The organism is Streptacidiphilus anmyonensis, assembly GCF_000787855.1.
GTDB lineage: Bacteria > Actinomycetota > Actinomycetes > Streptomycetales > Streptomycetaceae > Streptacidiphilus > Streptacidiphilus anmyonensis.
In genome coordinates this window covers 16,456-32,799 of sequence record NZ_BBPQ01000061.1, presented here as the reverse complement: position 1 = coordinate 32,799, position 16,344 = coordinate 16,456, and the positions used below count along the sequence as shown (strand labels likewise).

Here is a 16,344-nt window from a genome sequence, read left to right as displayed (position 1 = left end):
CGGGTGCACCGCGTCCAGCGGACCCAGCCGGGTCGCCCGCCAGGCTGGCGGCAACCCGGCCGCCAGCGCGAGCAGCACCGCCGTCGGCAGCACCAGCGCGGCCTTGACCGCGGAGGCGTGCAGGCCGAAGGCCTCGGCGAGCAGGTAGGCCAGCAGCGCCCCGGCGGCGCCCGCGACCGTGCCGATCAGCAGCAGCTCGCCCAGGATCAGCCGGAACACCTCGCCGGCGCTCCAGCCGACGCAGCGCAGCGTGCCGATCTCGCTGCGCCGGGACCGCACCGAGGCGAGCGCGGCCTGCCCGAGGAACAGCGCGCAGACCACCAGCACCAGGACGAACAGCACCGCGCTCTTGGCGTCGACGGCGGACATGATGCGCAGCGCCACGCCCTTCTCGGTCCAGCCCTCGCTGACCCGCAGTCCGCCGGGCAGCGCGATGGTCTGCGGCGCGGGCGAGCTGCCCGCGGTGACGTCCACGACCAGGTGCGGGTAGGCGGCGCGGATCGCGGCCGCGACCGCGTTCACCCTGGCCCGCGAGGTGGCGTCGACGCCGGTCACGCCCGCCACCCGGATCCGGACGGCGCTGATCGGCGCGGCGGCCTGCGGGGTGGGGTCGAGGCGGCTGGCGAAGAACACGTCCATGGAGTCGAGCGTGGTGAGCAGCGTCGGCGGCTGGCTGAGGAACCCGCCGATGTTGCGGTCCGGGAGCAGGGCCTTGCCGCCGAGCGCGGCCCGGCTCGCGGCGTCGGCGCCGGTGACCGCAGGGGACTGGTAGGTGTCCAGCGGGACGCCGCTGAGCGAGGAGAACCGGTCCAGCTTGGAGCTGTCGTAGCGGCCGACGAAGTCGAGGATCGGTGTCGGCGCGGCGGTGGCGTCGGTGCAGGTGCCCTCGATGCCCTCGCAGCCGACCTCGGCCCGCGCGGTGACGGCACGGAACTGGGTGCCGGTGTTCTCCTCGGGCACGTCGCTGATCCAGCCCTGCTCGGCGCCGCCGCGCCAGGCCTCGAGCGGCTGCGCGGCGCGCGGCGCCGCCTCCAGGCCGGAGGAGGTGGCGCGGTAGGTGACGGGACCGACGGTCCAGTAGGTGCCGGAGCTGTAGGAAGCGTACGTGCCGAGAGTGCGGAAGGCCGTGTCGAGGTCGGCGTGCAGGGTGCCCGCGGTGGCGCCGCCGAGGCCGTTCACGAAGGCCCGCGCTCCGGCGGAGGAGAGCCGGTCGGGCAGGGTGGCCGGGTCGCCCGCGTCCAGGCGCTGGACGGTGGCGGTGACGGTGCCCTCGCTCTGCGCGTTCGCACTCAGCAGCACCGGCACGTGGGCGAGGGTCGCCTGGCCCTGGGTGACGTCGGTGGGCCGGTCGGTGGCCCGCAGCATCCGGCCGGAGGTGACGGCCCGGTCGAGGCCCACCAGCCGGGCCTCGGCGGTCGGGTCGATCGCCGAGAGCATCACCGGGAAGGCGACCGGGAGGTCCGCGTAGACGCGGCCGCCCAGGGAGTCGCAGGTCATCATCGTCCGCGCGGGCATGGTGAACGGTGAGCCGGAGACCCCCTCCTGGGCGACCGGGTCCCACTGGCTGAACGGGCCGGTGCTGGGCGCCCCGGCGGAGTCCTCGTCGTAGTACCAGCAGACCGGCCGCCCCCCGGCGGCGGTCTGCTGCATCTGGACGGACGACTCGAAGCCGCCCCGGGGCCGGGCGTCGACCTCGGCGATCGGGTCGCGGGTGACGTAGACGTACTGGTCGGCCAGCGTGAACCGGTTCGGCCCGGCGGTCAGCACCGGACGGACGCGCAGCAGCTGGTTGCGCACGCCGGGGGCGAGCAGGCCGGTCACGTCGAGCCGGAGCTGGCTGTTGATCATCAGGTAGCCGAGGTTGGCGACCGGCGCGGCCGTGTCCACCCCGGCGAGGCCCGCGATCCGGTGGTACTGGGCCAGGGTGATACCGCCGAAGATGCCGGAGAGGAAGTCCGCCTCGACCAGGCCGCGCTGCTGCTCCAGCGCGGTGCGCGTGCCCGGCGGGCGGACCAGAAGGTCGTAGGCGGAGCGGGCGTTGGCGTTCACCGTGCCGACGGTCTCGGCGCGGCTGGTGGTGACGGCCGCGGTCAGCAGCGAGAAGCTGGTGGCGGCCACCAGGATCCCCGCGACCAGGGCCAGCGCGCGGCCGCGACGGCGGCGCAGCTGGGCGAGGATCATCCGGATCACGGCCGCAGTCCTCCGAGCCGGTCGAGCACGTCGCTGGAAGGCTCGATCGTCTTGTCGGAGGTGATCCGGCCGTCCTGCAGCCGCAGCACCCGGTCGCAGCTTGCCGCGACCTCGGCGTCATGGGTGGCCAGGACCAGCGTCGTGCCGTAGCGCTCGCGCAGGGACAGCAGCAGGTCGACGATCTCGCGGCCGATGACGCTGTCGAGATTGCCCGTGGGCTCGTCGGCGAGCAGCAGCCGGGGGCGGCCGATCAGGGCGCGGGCGATGGCGACGCGCTGCTGCTGGCCGCCGGAGAGCTCGGCGGGCAGCGCCTGGGCTCGGGCGGCGAGGCCGACCGCCTCCAGCACCTCCGCCGCCCTTGCCTTGCGGTCGTAGTCCACCCGGCGCGGCAGCACGGGGGCGAGCACGTTGTCCAGGACGGTCAGCGCGGGCAGCAGGTGGAAGCGCTGGAAGACGAAGCCGACGCGGCGCCGGTGCGCGTCCAGGTCACGGGAGGTGAGCGGCTTCCCGTCGATCTCGACCGTGCCGGCGGTGGGGGTGTCCATGCCGCCGAGCAGGTGCAGCACCGTCGACTTGCCCGCGCCGGACGGCCCGGTGAGCGCGACGGCGGTGCCGTCCGCGATCTCCAGGTCCACCGCTTCGAGCGCGGTCAGCCCCGGATAGCCGCGGCTGACGCCGCGCAGAACGATCGGCATGTGCTCCCCCTTGCCCCGTTCCACCCCGTGCCTGTGGCCTTACATCCCGCCCTTACATTGCGACAATGCAGGAGTACATTGTCACAAGCTAGGAGGTGTGTAAATGCCGCTTCACCACGCGGTGATGGCGCTGCTGGCCGACGGCCCGAGCCACGGCTACGAGCTCAAGGGACGCTTCGAGGAGGCCATCGGCCCGCAGTGGGGCGGCCTGAACATCGGGCACCTCTACCAGGTGCTGGACCGCCTCGTCCGCGACGGCCACGTCACCCGCGTCCATGTGGCGCAGTCCGACCGGCCCGACAAGAACGCCTACCAGCTCACCGGGCAGGGCCGGCAGGAGCTGCGGGAGTGGGCCACCAGCCCGTGGGTGCGCACCTCGGGCTTCCGCGACGAGCTCTTCCTCAAGCTGCTCGGCGCGGCCCGGCTGGGCCCGGAGGCGCTGGCCGAGCTCGTCGCCGCGCAGCGCGAGACCTACCTCGCCGACATCGGCGCGCTCACCCGGCTGCGGCGCGAGCGCGGGCAGGAGCCGCTGGTCGCGCTGCTGATCGACGCGGCGGTCGCGCACACCAAGGCCGATCTGGCCACCGTGGACAGCGCGGAGGCGCGGCTGGCGGATGTGGCGCACGCAGCCGTGATGACCGGTGCGGAGTGTGGCAGCATGGACGGGATGGAGCCTCCCGGAATACCTCCGGGGCGTCGGCGGTTTCCGCCGGTGGAAGTACGTCGTCAATCCCGGGAGTAAGCAGATGACCGTCCAGGACGAGACCAGCGTCGAGAGCGGGATCATCCTCACCGACACCGCCGCGGCCAAGGTCAAGAGCCTGCTGGAGCAGGAGGGTCGCGACGACCTCGCGCTGCGCGTCGCGGTGCAGCCCGGCGGCTGCTCGGGCCTGCGCTACCAGCTCTTCTTCGACGAGCGTTCGCTCGACGGCGACGTCGTGGCCGACTTCGGCGGCGTCAGCGTCGTCACCGACCGCATGAGCGCCCCGTACCTGGCCGGCGCCACCGTGGACTTCGTGGACACGATCGAGAAGCAGGGCTTCACGATCGACAACCCGAACGCCACCGGCTCCTGCGCCTGCGGCGACTCCTTCAGCTGATCGAGCGCCCGCTCGGATCGCGAACGGGAACCGCCCCGGCCGACGGCCGGGGCGGTTCCCGTTCTGCTTCCCCCGCTCCTCAGCCCGCGCCCATGGGCAGGCCGGCCTTCTGCGGCGCGACCGCCAGCCCGGTGCTGGTGTCGACGACCTTGCGGTTGCCCAGCGGGCTGCCGAGATTCACGCTGGCGTGCTGCTCGGAGACCACCTGCGGGCACATCTGACCCGTCGGCGCGTGCTGCGTGACCACGATGGTGGCGCGCACCTCACCCGCCTGGGACTGGTCCGCGGTGACGCCGTATTTCTCGCACACCCCGGCGAAGAAGTAGACGGTCAGCACCGACCCCTGGGTGTTGTAGCCGGAGATCGGGATGCCGTGGGCCGGCTTCGGCGGTGACGGCTTGGCGCCGGTGCCGGGGGCGCTCGGCGAGGGCGAGGCGCTCTGGATCGGGCCGCCCGGGTTGATCGTGCCGGAGGGGGAACCGCTCGCCCCGGAGGGGGAACCGCTCACCACAGGGGTGGTGGCGCTGCCGGCGGTCGTGCTCGAGCCGCACGCCGTCAGGCCGGCGGCGGCGGCCACCAGCACGGCCAGCGCGCCGAGAACGCGGGAGCGGGAGCGACGATGGGTGTGCACGGTGAGCCTCCTGGTCTGTCCCTTGCGATGCGTGCATGGGACGCGGGAGGCGCGGAACCGGTTCCCCCTGTTTTCCGGGCAGCCGTTTTCCGGCAGCCCTGAGGGACGACCCGCCTGTTCCGGCCGGCTACTCCGGCAGACCGCCGAAGATGCGCGCCTCGCGGGCGCCGATCCGGAAGGAGGGGCTGCGCCGCAGCGGCTCGGTGGGCTCGGGCGGCTCGGCGGCCAGCGGCGGCCAGAAGCGGCCCAGTCTGCGCCCGCGCTCCACCAGACCCGCCAAGGTGTCCGCGTCCGCGTCGCCGCGCAGGTACGCCGGAATCTGGACCGGGTTCCGCTCGGGCATCATCTCGGGGCCTCCTCACGCCGGGTCGCCGCTGCTCTGTGCGCGGTGTGACCGGCGTCTCACGATCGACAGTAGGCCCGGGTGGGGTCGCCCTTCCAGCCCTACGGGGCGGTAACGCGCACGTGTCCCTCCGGTGCGGGGCCGGTACCGTAGAACGTTGTCTCGCCCCCGTCATTCGAGGAGCACGCCGCCGTGCGTATCGCTGTCACCGGCTCCATCGCCACCGACCACCTGATGACCTTCCCCGGCCGCTTCGCCGAGCAGTTCGTGGCCGACCAGCTCCACACGGTCTCGCTCTCCTTCCTCGTCGACACCCTGGACGTGCGGCGCGGCGGCGTCGCGCCGAACATCTGCTTCGGCATGGGCGTGCTGGGCCTGCGTCCGGTGCTGGTCGGCGCGGCCGGCGCGGACTTCTCCGAGTACCGCTCGTGGCTGGACCGCCACGGCGTCGACACCGCCTCGGTGCACATCTCCGAGACCCGCCACACCGCGCGCTTCGTCTGCACCACCGACGAGGACCACAACCAGATCGCCTCCTTCTACACCGGGGCGATGAGCGAGGCCCGCAACATCGAGCTGCGTCCGGTCGCGGACCGCGTCGGCGGCCTGGACCTGGTCCTGATCGGCGCCGACGACCCGGAGGCGATGCTGCGCCACACCGAGGAGTGCCGCAGCCGCGGCTACGCCTTCGCGGCCGACCCCTCCCAGCAGCTGGCCCGCCTGGACGGCGAGTCGATCCGCACCCTGGTGGACGGCGCGGCGTACCTGTTCTCCAACGAGTACGAGAAGGCCCTGATCGAGTCGAAGACCGGCTGGTCGGAGGACGAGTTCCTGGACCGCGTCGGCGTGCGCGTCACCACGCTCGGCGCGAAGGGCGCCCGCATCGACCGCAAGGGCGAGCCGACGATCTTCGTCTCCTGCCCGTCCGAGACGGCCAAGCTCGACCCGACGGGCGTCGGCGACGCCTTCCGCGCGGGCTTCATGGCGGGCCTGACGTGGGACGTCTCGCTGGAGCGCGCGGCCCAGACGGGCGCGATGCTGGCGACCCTGGTCATCGAGACCGTCGGCACCCAGGAGTACCAGCTGCGCCGCGGCCACTTCCTCGACCGCTTCGCCGTCGCCTACGGCGACGAGGCCGCAGCGGAGATCCGCGCCAAGATGGGCTGACATTCCGTGGCGGCACGCTAGGGCCTGTCGTCGGACCTCCGCCGGGCCCGGCCCGCCTGCCACGACCTCCCCCCGTCTTCGACCGGGGGGACCCCCACGCTGCGTCGGCGGCACGCCCACGTACATCCCGTACGGGGGCGCCCGTCCGCCTTGCATCCGGCCGCGTCGTGGGGGCACCCTCCCGGCCGGAGGCTGGGGGAGGCGCCGCACATCAGCAGAGCCTCGTGCCCACGGCACTAGCTGAGTCTGCGCACCAGGTAGGCCGTGCCCTCCGCTCCCGCGAGGTACTGGCTCGCCGGGGCCGTCCCCTCGTACGCCTGGTGCTGCATGTGGCACCAGGCCGGGACGTCGATCGCCGCGACCTCGTCGTCGGAGAGCACTGCGACCAGGCCGCCGACCGGGACGCCCTCGAAGGTCTTCGCCAGCTCGATGACCGGTACGGGGCACATCTGTCCCAGGACGTCCACCACGATCGCGCCCTGCGCGGCGCTCCGCGGCGCCGTCGGCGCCAGCCGGGCGCGGACCTCGGCGACAGCCGGGGGCAGGACCGCGAGGAACTCCTCCACCTGCGCCGTGGTCGCCTCGCGGCCGAGCGAGACGCGGATGTTGCCCTCGGTCAACGCGCCCATCGCGGCCAGGACGTGGCTCGGGGTCAGGGTGCTGGAGGTGCAGGAGGAGCCGGAGGAGACGGCGAAGCCGGCCCGGTCGAGGGCGCCGAGCAGGGACTCGCCGTCGACGTAGAGGCAGGAGAAGGTGAGCAGGTGCGGCAGTCGCCGCGCCGGGTCGCCCACCGCCGGGTCGCCCAGCACGGAGACGTCGGGCACCAGCGCGGGGACGCGCTCGTGCAGGAGCTCGACCAGGGGGCGCAGGCGCGCGTCCGCCTCCGCCGCCTCCTGCCGTGCGGCGCGCAGCGCGACCGCGGCGGCGACGATCGCGGGGACGTTGACGTAGCCGGGGACGCGGCCGCCCTCGCGCTCGTCGGCGGGGAGCGGGCTGCGGTAGCGGACGCCCTTGCGGACCACGAGGACGCCGACGCCGGCCGGACCGCCCCACTTGTGCGCGGAGGCGGCCAGCGCGGAGAAGGGGCCCTCGACGCGGCCCCACGCCGCGGACTGGGCCGCGTCGACGAAGAGCGGGACGTGGGCCTCGGCGGCGAGCTCCGCCGCCGCGAGGACGGGCTGGACGGTGCCGACCTCGTGGTTGGCCGACTGGAGGCAGGCGAGGGCGGTCCCGGGGGAGCGCAGCGCCGCCTCGAAGGAGTCGAGCAGGATCCGGCCGGAGGAGTCGACGGGTGCCGCCGTCACCGCACCGCCGTCCGCCTGGAATCGCTCGGCCGCGTGGAGCACGGAGGAGTGTTCGACGGCGGAATGGACGAGATGACGCCCTTTCCGGTGATTTCCGGCGAGGAGTCCGAGCACGGCGAGATGGTTCGCCTGCGTACCTGACGCGGTGAAACTCAGTTCGTCGGCGCGGACGCCGAGGTCGGCGGCGATGCTCTCGCGGGCCGAATCCAGCAGCAGGCGGGCCTGACGCGCGTCGCGGTAGAGACGTGCCGGATCCGCCCAGCCCTCGTCGAGCGCGGCCTGCAGCGCCTGCCTGGCCAGCGGATGCAGCGGAACGGTGGACGCGACGTCGAAATTCGGCACGGTCCCACGGTAACGAGCACGCAGGTGGCAGCATGTCAGCCGGTGCCGCCTGCCCCCGATTCTATGACGTCCTCATGCGGCGTCAGGAGGCGGCCCCCCGGCCGCCGGTCCGGCGTGTCGCGGTCGGTCGGGTGAGCCCGTGTGTACCCCGTCTGACCTGCGAAATCGCCCGAACGGGGGCAGCGTAGGGTGATGATCGGCGCGTTAGTGGGACCTGCCCGCGAACCGCCGATCGGGCTGGAGTAGGGTTTGGGCCGCATAAACATCCAAACCCTGCCCGTGACCAAGCCACTGGGATCACCGGAGACCTCTCCGGCTCTTCGGTCGGCTGGTGAGCGGGCGAGACTTCGGGAAGGCGCTAAGTGAGTCCCAACGGCTCCGACCGCTCGCCGCGGCGCTCGATGCGGCGGAAGCTGCTTTCAGCGCTGACGCTGGGCCTCGTCCTTGCCACCGCCACAGGTTGCTCGTCCGACGACCTGCCCCGCCTCGGCCTGCCCACGCCCCGGGACCAGCAGGGCCACACGGTCCTCTTCCTGTGGCAGGGCGCCTGGATCGCCGCTCTGGCGGTGGGGGCGCTCGTCTGGGGACTGATCCTGTGGGCTGTCGTGTTCTACCGGCGTAGCCGCACCAAGGTCGAGGTGCCGCCGCAGTTCCGCTACAACATGCCGCTCGAGGCCCTGTTCACGGTGGTCCCGCTGATCATGGTGTCGGTGTTCTTCTTCTACACCGCGCGTGACGAGGACTACCTGCTCAAGACCAACGACGCCACCAACCACATCAACGTGGTCGGTTTCCAGTGGAGCTGGGCGTTCAACTACGGCTACCAGGTCAACCCGCACGACCAGACCGCGGCGAACGTCAACGGTCCGGGCGCGTACGACGTGGGCACCCCGAGCCAGGAGCCGACGCTGTGGCTGCCGGAGGGCGTGACCACCGAGTTCGACCTGACCTCGCGTGACGTCATCCACGGCTTCTGGCCGATCGACTTCCTCATGAAGATGGACGTCATCCCGGGTGTGGTGAACCACTTCGAGGTCACCCCGACCGTGCTCGGCACCTTCCGCGGGAAGTGCACCGAGCTGTGCGGCGTCGACCACTCGCAGATGCTGTTCAACGTCAAGGTGGTCACCCCGGCGCAGTACCAGGCCCACCTGCTCGCGCTTAGGGCCAAGGGCCAGTCGGGGAACGTCCCGTCCGGCATCGTTACCACGGGAGCGGGGAACCTCCAGAAATGACCATCCTCAATGAACCCCATGGGCTCAGCGGGGGTACTGCCACCGCGGCCCGGCCGGCCAAGGAGACGAAGGCCGGTACGTCGATCATCAAGTGGATGACGACGACCGACCACAAGACCATCGGCACCCTGTACCTGGTCACGTCGTTCGCCTTCTTCCTCATCGGCGGCATCCTGGCACTGACCATGCGTGCCCAGCTGGCCCAGCCGAACGCGGGCGTCCTGACGAACGAGCAGTTCAACCAGGCGTTCACGATGCACGGCACGATCATGCTGCTGATGTTCGCGACGCCGCTCTTCGCCGGCTTCACGAACTGGATCATGCCGCTCCAGATCGGCGCCCCCGACGTGGCCTTCCCGCGTCTGAACATGTTCGCCTACTGGCTGTACCTGTTCGGCTCGCTGATCGCCGTCGGCGGCTTCCTCACCCCGCAGGGTGCGGCCGACTTCGGCTGGTTCGCCTACGCGCCGCTCTCGGACGCGATCCACAGCCCCGGCGTCGGCGGCGACATGTGGATCATGGGTCTGGCCCTCTCGGGCTTCGGCACCATCCTCGGTTCGGTGAACTTCATCACCACCATCCTGTGCATGCGTGCCCCGGGCATGACCATGTTCCGGATGCCGATCTTCGTGTGGAACGTGCTGCTGACCGCGGTTCTGGTCCTGCTGGCCTTCCCGGTCCTGGCCGCCGCGCTGCTGGCGCTCGAGGCCGACCGCAAGTTCGGCGCGCACGTCTTCGACCCGGCCAACGGTGGCGCCATCCTGTGGCAGCACCTGTTCTGGTTCTTCGGTCACCCCGAGGTGTACATCATCGCGCTGCCGTTCTTCGGGATCATCTCCGAGGTCGTGCCGGTCTTCTCGCGCAAGCCGATGTTCGGTTACTCCTCGCTGATCGCGGCCACCATCGCGATCGCCGGTCTGTCCGTGACGGTGTGGGCGCACCACATGTACGTCACCGGCGCGGTCCTGCTGCCGTTCTTCTCCTTCATGACGTTCCTGATCGCCGTTCCGACCGGCGTCAAGTTCTTCAACTGGATCGGCACCATGTGGCGGGGCTCGCTCAGCTTCGAGACCCCGATGCTGTGGACCGTCGGCTTCCTGGTCACCTTCGTCTTCGGTGGTCTGACGGGCGTTCTGCTCGCCTCCCCGCCGATCGACTTCCACGTCTCGGACTCGTACTTCGTCGTCGCCCACTTCCACTACGTGGTCTTCGGCACCGTCGTGTTCGCGATGTTCGCGGGCTTCCACTTCTGGTGGCCCAAGATGACCGGCAAGATGCTGGACGAGAAGCTCGGCAAGATCTGCTTCTGGATGCTGTTCATCGGCTTCCACACCACCTTCCTGGTCCAGCACTGGCTGGGTGCCGAGGGCATGCCGCGTCGTTACGCGACGTACCTGCCCAGCGACGGCTTCACCACGCTGAACCTGATCTCGACCATCGGTTCGTTCGTCCTGGCCGCGTCGATCCTGCCGTTCCTCTACAACGTCTGGAAGACGGCGAAGTACGGCGAGAAGGTCGAGGTCGACGACCCCTGGGGCTACGGCCGTTCGCTCGAGTGGGCGACGTCCTGCCCGCCCCCGCGGCACAACTTCCTCACGCTGCCGCGCATCCGCTCCGAATCCCCGGCGTTCGACCTGCACCACCCGGAGATCGCGGCGCGCGACTACCTGGAGAACCACGGAGAGGTGCCGGCCCACCTGCAGGCCGCACTGGAGAAGAAGGAGGCGGGTGACCGATGAAGGAGCAAGGCAAGATCTTTGCCGGCTTCGCGGTCTTCGTCCTGGGCATGGCCATCTGGTACGGCCTGTGGTCCAAGGACCCGACGGGCACCACCTGCCTGTTCCTGGCCTTCGGCCTGGGATCGTTCATCGCCTTCTACCTGCTGTTCACCGCCAAGCGCGTGGACACGGGCGCCGGCGACAACCCGCAGGCTGAGGTCTCGGACGACGCCGGTGTGCAGGGCTTCTTCAGCCCGCACAGCTGGCAGCCGCTGGCCCTGGGCCTCGGCGGCGCGCTCGGCTTCATGGGCGTCATCTTCGGATGGTGGCTGCTGATCTTCTCGATGCCGGTGATCCTCATGGGCATCTGGGGCTGGACCTTCGAGTACTACCGCGGCGAGAACCAGACGCAGTGATCTGCGGCTGATCCGGACCACGCGAAGGGCCGGGTTCCGTACCGAGAGGTGCGGGACCCGGCCCTTCGTCATGTCACGACACGCCGGTGCGCTGGGCCGTCTCACTCGCCCGGGTGACTGAACGGGTGCGAAATGTACGACTTTCCTACGATGTGACGAGGCGTCGGATCGCGCGGCGCCAGTCACCTCAGGAGAGGGTGTGACGGCACATGAAGCCGGGAAGCACGGTGTGGGCTCGCAATGTCATCGCCGGTGTGGTTCTGACGGCCGGTCCCCTGGCGCTGGCCGCCTGCAGCGGCCGGGACGTCGGCCCTGAGCAGCAGGTCGACGCGAGCGGGCTGGTGCAGATCTCCCCGAACGGCGGCGGGAGCGTGGACCCGTCGCTGCCCGTCGTGGTCACCGCCCAGCACGGCGGCAGGCTCACCGACGTCACCGTCGTCTCCGACACGGGCCGCCAGGTGGCGGGGCAGCTGGCGGCGGACGGCCGCTCCTGGCGCTCCACCGGGGCGCTCGCGGCGGGCACCCACTACACCGTCAAGGTCGCGGCGGCGGACGGCGGCGGGGACGGCCGTGGCGGGGTCCAGAAGAGCTTCACCACCCTCGCGGCGACGTCGACCCTCACCGCCGTCATGACGCCCGGCGACAAGGGCGTCTACGGCGTCGGCGAGCCGATCACGGTCGCGCTCAGCCAGCCCGTCCACGACCCGGCCGCCCGGAAGATCGTCGAGACCGCCCTGACCGTCCGGTCGACGCCCTCGGTCACCGGGGCCTGGTACTGGGTGGACGACAAGACGCTGCACTTCCGGCCGAAGGACTACTGGCCCGCGCACGCCGTGATCCAGGCCGCGTTCGACCTCGGCGGGGCCAAGGTGCAGAGCGGCCTCTACGGTGGCGCGCCGGCCTCCGTCGCCTTCAGGACCGGCGACCGGATGCTCGCCCTGACCGACGCGGGCAGCGACTACATGACCGTCTACCGCAACGGCCAGGAGATCCGGTCCATCCCGATCACCACCGGCAAGCCGGGCTTCTCCACCCGCAACGGCATCAAGGTGGTGCTGGAGCAGGAGCAGGAGGTCTTCATGAACTCCTCCACCGTCGGCATCGCCGCGGGCAGTTCCAACTCCTACGCCCTCGACGTCTACTGGGCCACCCGGGTCACCTGGAGCGGCGAGTACGTGCACGCCGCGCCGTGGTCGGTCGGCTCGCAGGGCGTCGCCAACGTCAGCCACGGCTGCACCGGCATGAGCACCGGCAACGCCGAGTGGTTCTACGACACCTTCCACCGCGGCGACCTGGTCCAGGTGGTCCACAGCCTCGGCCACGAGATGGAGCCCTTCGGCAACGGCTACGGCGACTGGAACCTCAGCTGGTCGGCGTGGCAGCAGGGCAGCGCGCTCGGCCGCACGGTGACCACGAGCCCGGCCGACCCCGCGGCGGTGACCGGCGGCGGAGCCGGCGCGTCCGGGACGGCCCTGACGACGAGCGTCGGGTACCTGCGTCCCAGCGCCTGAAAACCCCTGGCCCGCACGCACAAGTCCCCGTCAGAATAGGGACTTTGACGTGATCTTGGGGGAGGGCGCGTGGCGCGCGGGGACAGTGGGAGATTCGTTCTGCCGATCGTGCTGGTCGGCACGTTCATGGCGATCCTGGACGTGGCGATCGTCAACGTGGCGATCCCGTCGATCCGCTCCGGCCTCTCCGCCGGGTTCGGGGCGGTGGAGCTGGTGGTGTCCGCGTACACCATCGCCTACGCCTCGCTGCTGGTGACCGGCGGGCGGCTCGGGGACATCCTCGGGCGCAAGCGGATGTTCGTCGCGGGGCTGCTGGTGTTCACCGCCGCCTCGGCGCTGTGCGGGGCGGCCCCGGACATCGCCGTGCTGGTGGTCGCGCGCGTGTTGCAGGGCGTGGGCGGCGCGATGCTCTACCCGCAGGTGCTGGCCATCATCCAGACCAGCTACCAGGGCGAGGCCCGCGGCCGGGCGCTCGGCGCGTTCGGCGCGGTGATCGGCATCGCCGCCATCGCCGGGCAGCTGATCGGCGGCGCGCTGCTGGCGCTGGACCTGTTCGGCTGGACCTGGCGGCCGGTGTTCCTGGTCAACGTGCCCGTCGGCGTCTTGGCCGCGGTGGCCGCCCTGCTGTGGCTGCCGGACGACCGCGACGAGTCGCGGACCCGGCTGGACCTCGGCGGCGCGGGCCTGGTGACGGCGCTCCTGCTGCTGCTCTCGGTGCCGCTGCTGCTGGGCCGGGACCAGGGCTGGCCGCTGTGGCTGGTGCTGATGCTGGTCGCGGCGCTCCCGGTGGGCTGGGCGTTCCTGCGCTGGGAGACGAGGGTCGCGGCCCGCGGCGGGCAGCCGCTGGTACGGCTGGACCTCTTCCGCAATCGGGGCTTCGCGAGCGGCGTGCCGATCGCGGTGCTGTTCCAGCTGTCGTACGCGGGCTTCCTGTTCACCCTCGCGGTGTACCTCCAGACGGGGCTGGACTTCTCGCCGCTGAAGTCCGCGCTCGTCTACACCCCGAGCGCCGTCGGCTTCTTCTGCACCTCGCTGCTGGCCCCCCGGCTGGTACCGGTGCTGGGCCGGCACGTGCTGGCCATCGGCTACGTGCTGGCCGCCTTCGGCCTGTTCGGGACGGCCGCGACGGCGGCCGCCGCCGGCGCCTCGTTGTCGGTGTGGGCGCTGGCGCCGACCATGCTGCTGACCGGCGTCGGCCAGGGCCTGGGCATGAGCCCGCTGGTCGGCACGATCCTCTCCAGCGTCCCGCCGAAGGACGCGGGCGGCGCCTCCGGGGTGGTCACCACCTCGATGCAGACGGGCAACGTGCTCGGCGTCGCCCTGTTCGGGCTGACCTACTTCACCCTGGTCGGGACGGCGACCCACGGAGCCGCCTACGCCACCGCGTTCGGCGAGCTGATGCCGCTGAGCGCGGTGCTGCTGCTGGCGGCGGCGTTCCTGGTGTACCGGATGCCGCAGGCGCCGGGGCAGCCCGCGAACGCGCTCGTCGAGCGGCTGCCCGGCTGGGCGGGCGGCTTCGCCTGGTCGATGTTCCTGGCGACCGGCGGCCGGGTGGGGGACCAGCTCTTCAACGAGCTGCTGACCCGGGTGCGCGGGCAGCGCCTGGACCGGGCCGGGCACGCGCCGGAGCCGTTCGGGGAGTTCCTCGCGTTCCACTACCGCCACCAGGAGGAGGCCGACGCGGCGTGGCTCGCCTACCTCCAGCGCGAGGCGCTCGCCTACGGCGACCGGCCGATCCCGCGCGAGGAGGAGCGCACGCCCGTCATCCGGGCGCAGATCGCCGAGATCGCCCGACGGCAGGCCGCCGGTCGCCTCGATCCGGAGCTCGACCCGGCGCTGTTCCGGCTGATGTGCTTCGGCCTGGCCAGCTATCCGACGCTGCTGCCGCAGGTCACCCGGATGGCGACGGGGATGTCCCCGCACGACCCGGAGTTCGTGGCGCGCTGGGAGGAGTTCCTCGGCCGGATCGGCGCCCACCTGGAGAGCGTGTGCGAACGGAACTGACGCGCTCTATGCGCGAAGATCGGGCTCTGCTTCACTGACGGTTTCCGGCCGCTCCCGGTCGGTGGTCAGCCCTCTTCGCGGAGCGAGGTGGCGTGCGATGTCCCTCCAGCAGACCTACCCGGACGGCCGGGTCGCCCTGGCCGAGGGAGTCGTCCTCGACGACCCCCGGTTCACCAACGGCGACCTGGCCCCCGTCCCCGTCGAGCGCCGCACCTGGCGCACCTACAACTACCTGGCGCTGTGGGTCGGCATGGCCCACTGCATCCCCTCGTGGACGCTGGCCTCCGGGTTGGTGGCGCTCGGCATGGACTGGAAGCAGGCCGTGCTGACGATCGCGCTGGCCAACCTGATCGTGCTCGGGCCGATGCTGCTGACCGGGCACGCGGGCACCAAGTACGGCATCCCGTTCCCGGTCTTCGCCCGCGCCTCGTTCGGGCTGCGCGGCGCGAACCTGCCGGCCCTGGTGCGGGCCGCGGTCGCCTGCTGCTGGTTCGGCATCCAGACCTGGATCGGCGGCGAGGGCATCTACCTGCTGGCCGGGAAGGTGCTGGGCCACGGCTGGCTGACGGCGGGCCAGGTGGCCGGGACGCCGTGGACGCAGTGGCTCTCCTTCCTGGTCTTCTGGCTGATCGAGATCGCCATCGTCACCCGCGGCATGGAGACGCTGCGGAGGGTGGAGAACTGGGCCGCGCCGCTGGTCATCGTCGGCGCCCTGGTGCTGCTCGGCGTCATGGCGGACAAGGCCGGCGGCCTCGGCCCGCTGCTGGACCAGCCGTCCAGGCTGGGTTGGGGGAGCGGGTTCTGGAAGGTCTTCTTCCCCGCCCTGATGGGCATGATCGGCTTCTGGTCGACGCTCGCCCTCAACATCCCCGACTTCACCCGCTTCGGCGGCAGTCAGAAGGCGCAGCTGTGGGGCCAGACCCTCGGGCTGCCGACGACGATGACGCTCTTCGCCGTGCTGTCGGTGCTGGTGACCTCCGGCTCCCAGGCCGTCTACGGGGCGCCGATCTGGGACCCGATCGCGCTGAGCGCCCGGATGAGCAACGTGGCCGGCGCGCTGTTCGCGCTGCTGATCGTGATGGTGGCGACGTTGAGCGTGAACATCGCGGCCAACGTCGTCTCGCCCGCCTACGACCTGTCCAACCTGGCGCCGAAACACGTGGACTTCCGGACCGGCGCCCTGATCACGGGCGTCGTCGGGATCGTCATCATGCCGTGGAAGCTGATCGCCAACCCGCACGTCTACATCTACACCTGGCTGGGCGTGGTCGGCGGGCTGCTCGGCACGGTCGCGGGGATCCTCATCGCCGACTACTGGCTGCTGCGCCGCACCCGGCTGTCGCTGGCGGACCTGTACCGGCAGGGCGGCCGCTACTGGTACACCGGCGGCTGGAACCTGCGCGCGGTGCTGGCCTTCCTGGTCGGCGGCGTGCTGGCGGTGGGCGGCTCCTACTCGACCGTCAGCGACGGCGTGAAGCAGGGCCCCTTCCCCGTGGGCGGCGTCATCCCGGCGCTGAAGCCGCTGGCCGACTACGGGTGGGCGGTCGGCCTCGGCTCGGCGCTGCTGCTGTACCTGCTGCTGAGCCTGCCCGGACGCGGTCGCGAGGCGTGAACGCACGAGGCCCCCCTCCCGGAGGGGAGGGGGGCCTCTACCGCTGTGGCGGCGGCGTTACTGCAGTCCGATCAGC

The 16,344-nt window shown here is 71.6% G+C and carries 14 protein-coding genes; 9 read left to right on the top strand and 5 right to left on the bottom strand.

Annotated elements, in window-relative coordinates:
- On the bottom strand, positions 1 to 2,181 hold a 2,181-nt coding region (locus TR50_RS33205; protein ID WP_042431120.1), incomplete at its 3' end, for an FtsX-like permease family protein.
- 5 nt (positions 2,182 to 2,186) lie between these two features.
- Positions 2,187 to 2,885: an ABC transporter ATP-binding protein gene (locus TR50_RS33200; protein WP_042431079.1), complete on the bottom strand. Its 699-nt coding sequence runs from the start codon at positions 2,883 to 2,885 to the stop codon at positions 2,187 to 2,189.
- 103 nt (positions 2,886 to 2,988) lie between these two features.
- Between TR50_RS33200 and TR50_RS33195 the strand changes: the two genes are divergently transcribed.
- Both TR50_RS33195 and erpA read left to right on the top strand, forming a co-directional pair.
- Positions 2,989 to 3,627, top strand: coding sequence for a PadR family transcriptional regulator (locus tag TR50_RS33195; protein WP_084701383.1), 639 nt, complete (start codon positions 2,989 to 2,991; stop codon positions 3,625 to 3,627).
- A gap of 4 nt (positions 3,628 to 3,631) precedes the next feature.
- Positions 3,632 to 3,985, top strand: a complete 354-nt coding sequence (erpA, locus tag TR50_RS33190) for an iron-sulfur cluster insertion protein ErpA (RefSeq protein ID WP_042369169.1) — start codon at positions 3,632 to 3,634, stop codon at positions 3,983 to 3,985.
- A gap of 79 nt (positions 3,986 to 4,064) precedes the next feature.
- Here erpA and TR50_RS33185 read toward each other — a convergent pair whose 3' ends face one another.
- Entirely contained in the window at positions 4,065 to 4,616 is a 552-nt protein-coding gene (locus TR50_RS33185; protein ID WP_042431076.1) for a hypothetical protein, read from the bottom strand.
- 127 nt (positions 4,617 to 4,743) lie between these two features.
- Positions 4,744 to 4,962, bottom strand: a complete 219-nt coding sequence (locus TR50_RS33180) for a hypothetical protein (RefSeq protein WP_042431071.1) — start codon at positions 4,960 to 4,962, stop codon at positions 4,744 to 4,746.
- A 189-nt stretch (positions 4,963 to 5,151) separates the two neighbouring features.
- Between TR50_RS33180 and TR50_RS33175 the strand changes: the two genes are divergently transcribed.
- Entirely contained in the window at positions 5,152 to 6,126 is a 975-nt protein-coding gene (locus tag TR50_RS33175) for a carbohydrate kinase family protein (RefSeq protein ID WP_042431068.1), read from the top strand.
- Between the two features lie 236 nt (positions 6,127 to 6,362).
- Here the strand turns inward: TR50_RS33175 and TR50_RS33170 are convergent, their stop codons facing one another.
- Positions 6,363 to 7,772: a cysteine desulfurase/sulfurtransferase TusA family protein gene (locus TR50_RS33170; protein ID WP_042431065.1), complete on the bottom strand. Its 1,410-nt coding sequence runs from the start codon at positions 7,770 to 7,772 to the stop codon at positions 6,363 to 6,365.
- Between the two features lie 362 nt (positions 7,773 to 8,134).
- Here TR50_RS33170 and ctaC point away from each other — a divergent pair, with 362 nt between their 5' ends.
- From ctaC to TR50_RS33140, 6 genes are all read left to right on the top strand, one after another.
- Positions 8,135 to 9,007, top strand: a complete 873-nt coding sequence (gene ctaC, locus TR50_RS33165) for an aa3-type cytochrome oxidase subunit II (protein WP_042431064.1) — start codon at positions 8,135 to 8,137, stop codon at positions 9,005 to 9,007.
- Entirely contained in the window at positions 9,004 to 10,746 is a 1,743-nt protein-coding gene (gene ctaD, locus TR50_RS33160) for an aa3-type cytochrome oxidase subunit I (protein ID WP_042431063.1), read from the top strand. The genes ctaC and ctaD overlap by 4 nt, the downstream gene beginning before the upstream one ends.
- A complete protein-coding gene (locus TR50_RS33155) occupies positions 10,743 to 11,141 on the top strand; it encodes a cytochrome c oxidase subunit 4 (RefSeq protein ID WP_042431062.1) in 399 nt (132 codons plus the stop codon). Before ctaD ends, TR50_RS33155 begins: the two co-directional genes overlap by 4 nt.
- 209 nt (positions 11,142 to 11,350) lie before the next feature.
- A complete protein-coding gene (locus tag TR50_RS33150) occupies positions 11,351 to 12,652 on the top strand; it encodes a L,D-transpeptidase (protein ID WP_063775191.1) in 1,302 nt (433 codons plus the stop codon).
- Between the two features lie 69 nt (positions 12,653 to 12,721).
- Complete coding sequence (locus TR50_RS33145) at positions 12,722 to 14,656, top strand: MFS transporter (RefSeq protein ID WP_152648778.1); 1,935 nt, start codon at positions 12,722 to 12,724, stop codon at positions 14,654 to 14,656.
- Between the two features lie 97 nt (positions 14,657 to 14,753).
- Positions 14,754 to 16,268 (top strand): NCS1 family nucleobase:cation symporter-1, encoded by a 1,515-nt coding sequence (locus TR50_RS33140; RefSeq protein WP_084701381.1) that lies wholly within the window; start codon positions 14,754 to 14,756, stop codon positions 16,266 to 16,268.
- Positions 16,269 to 16,344 lie beyond the last annotated feature (76 nt).

Excerpts from the sequence above, each read along its gene's own strand:
- TR50_RS33200 (WP_042431079.1), bottom strand. The coding sequence starts at position 2,885 with ATGCCGATCGTTCTGCGCGGCGTCAGCCGCGGCTATCCGGGGCTGACC.
- TR50_RS33195 (WP_084701383.1), top strand. The coding sequence starts at position 2,989 with ATGCCGCTTCACCACGCGGTGATGGCGCTGCTGGCCGACGGCCCGAGC.
- erpA (WP_042369169.1), top strand. The coding sequence starts at position 3,632 with ATGACCGTCCAGGACGAGACCAGCGTCGAGAGCGGGATCATCCTCACC.
- TR50_RS33180 (WP_042431071.1), bottom strand. The coding sequence starts at position 4,962 with ATGATGCCCGAGCGGAACCCGGTCCAGATTCCGGCGTACCTGCGCGGC.
- ctaD (WP_042431063.1), top strand. The coding sequence starts at position 9,004 with ATGACCATCCTCAATGAACCCCATGGGCTCAGCGGGGGTACTGCCACC.
- TR50_RS33155 (WP_042431062.1), top strand. The coding sequence starts at position 10,743 with ATGAAGGAGCAAGGCAAGATCTTTGCCGGCTTCGCGGTCTTCGTCCTG.
- TR50_RS33150 (WP_063775191.1), top strand. The coding sequence starts at position 11,351 with ATGAAGCCGGGAAGCACGGTGTGGGCTCGCAATGTCATCGCCGGTGTG.
- TR50_RS33140 (WP_084701381.1), top strand. The coding sequence starts at position 14,754 with ATGTCCCTCCAGCAGACCTACCCGGACGGCCGGGTCGCCCTGGCCGAG.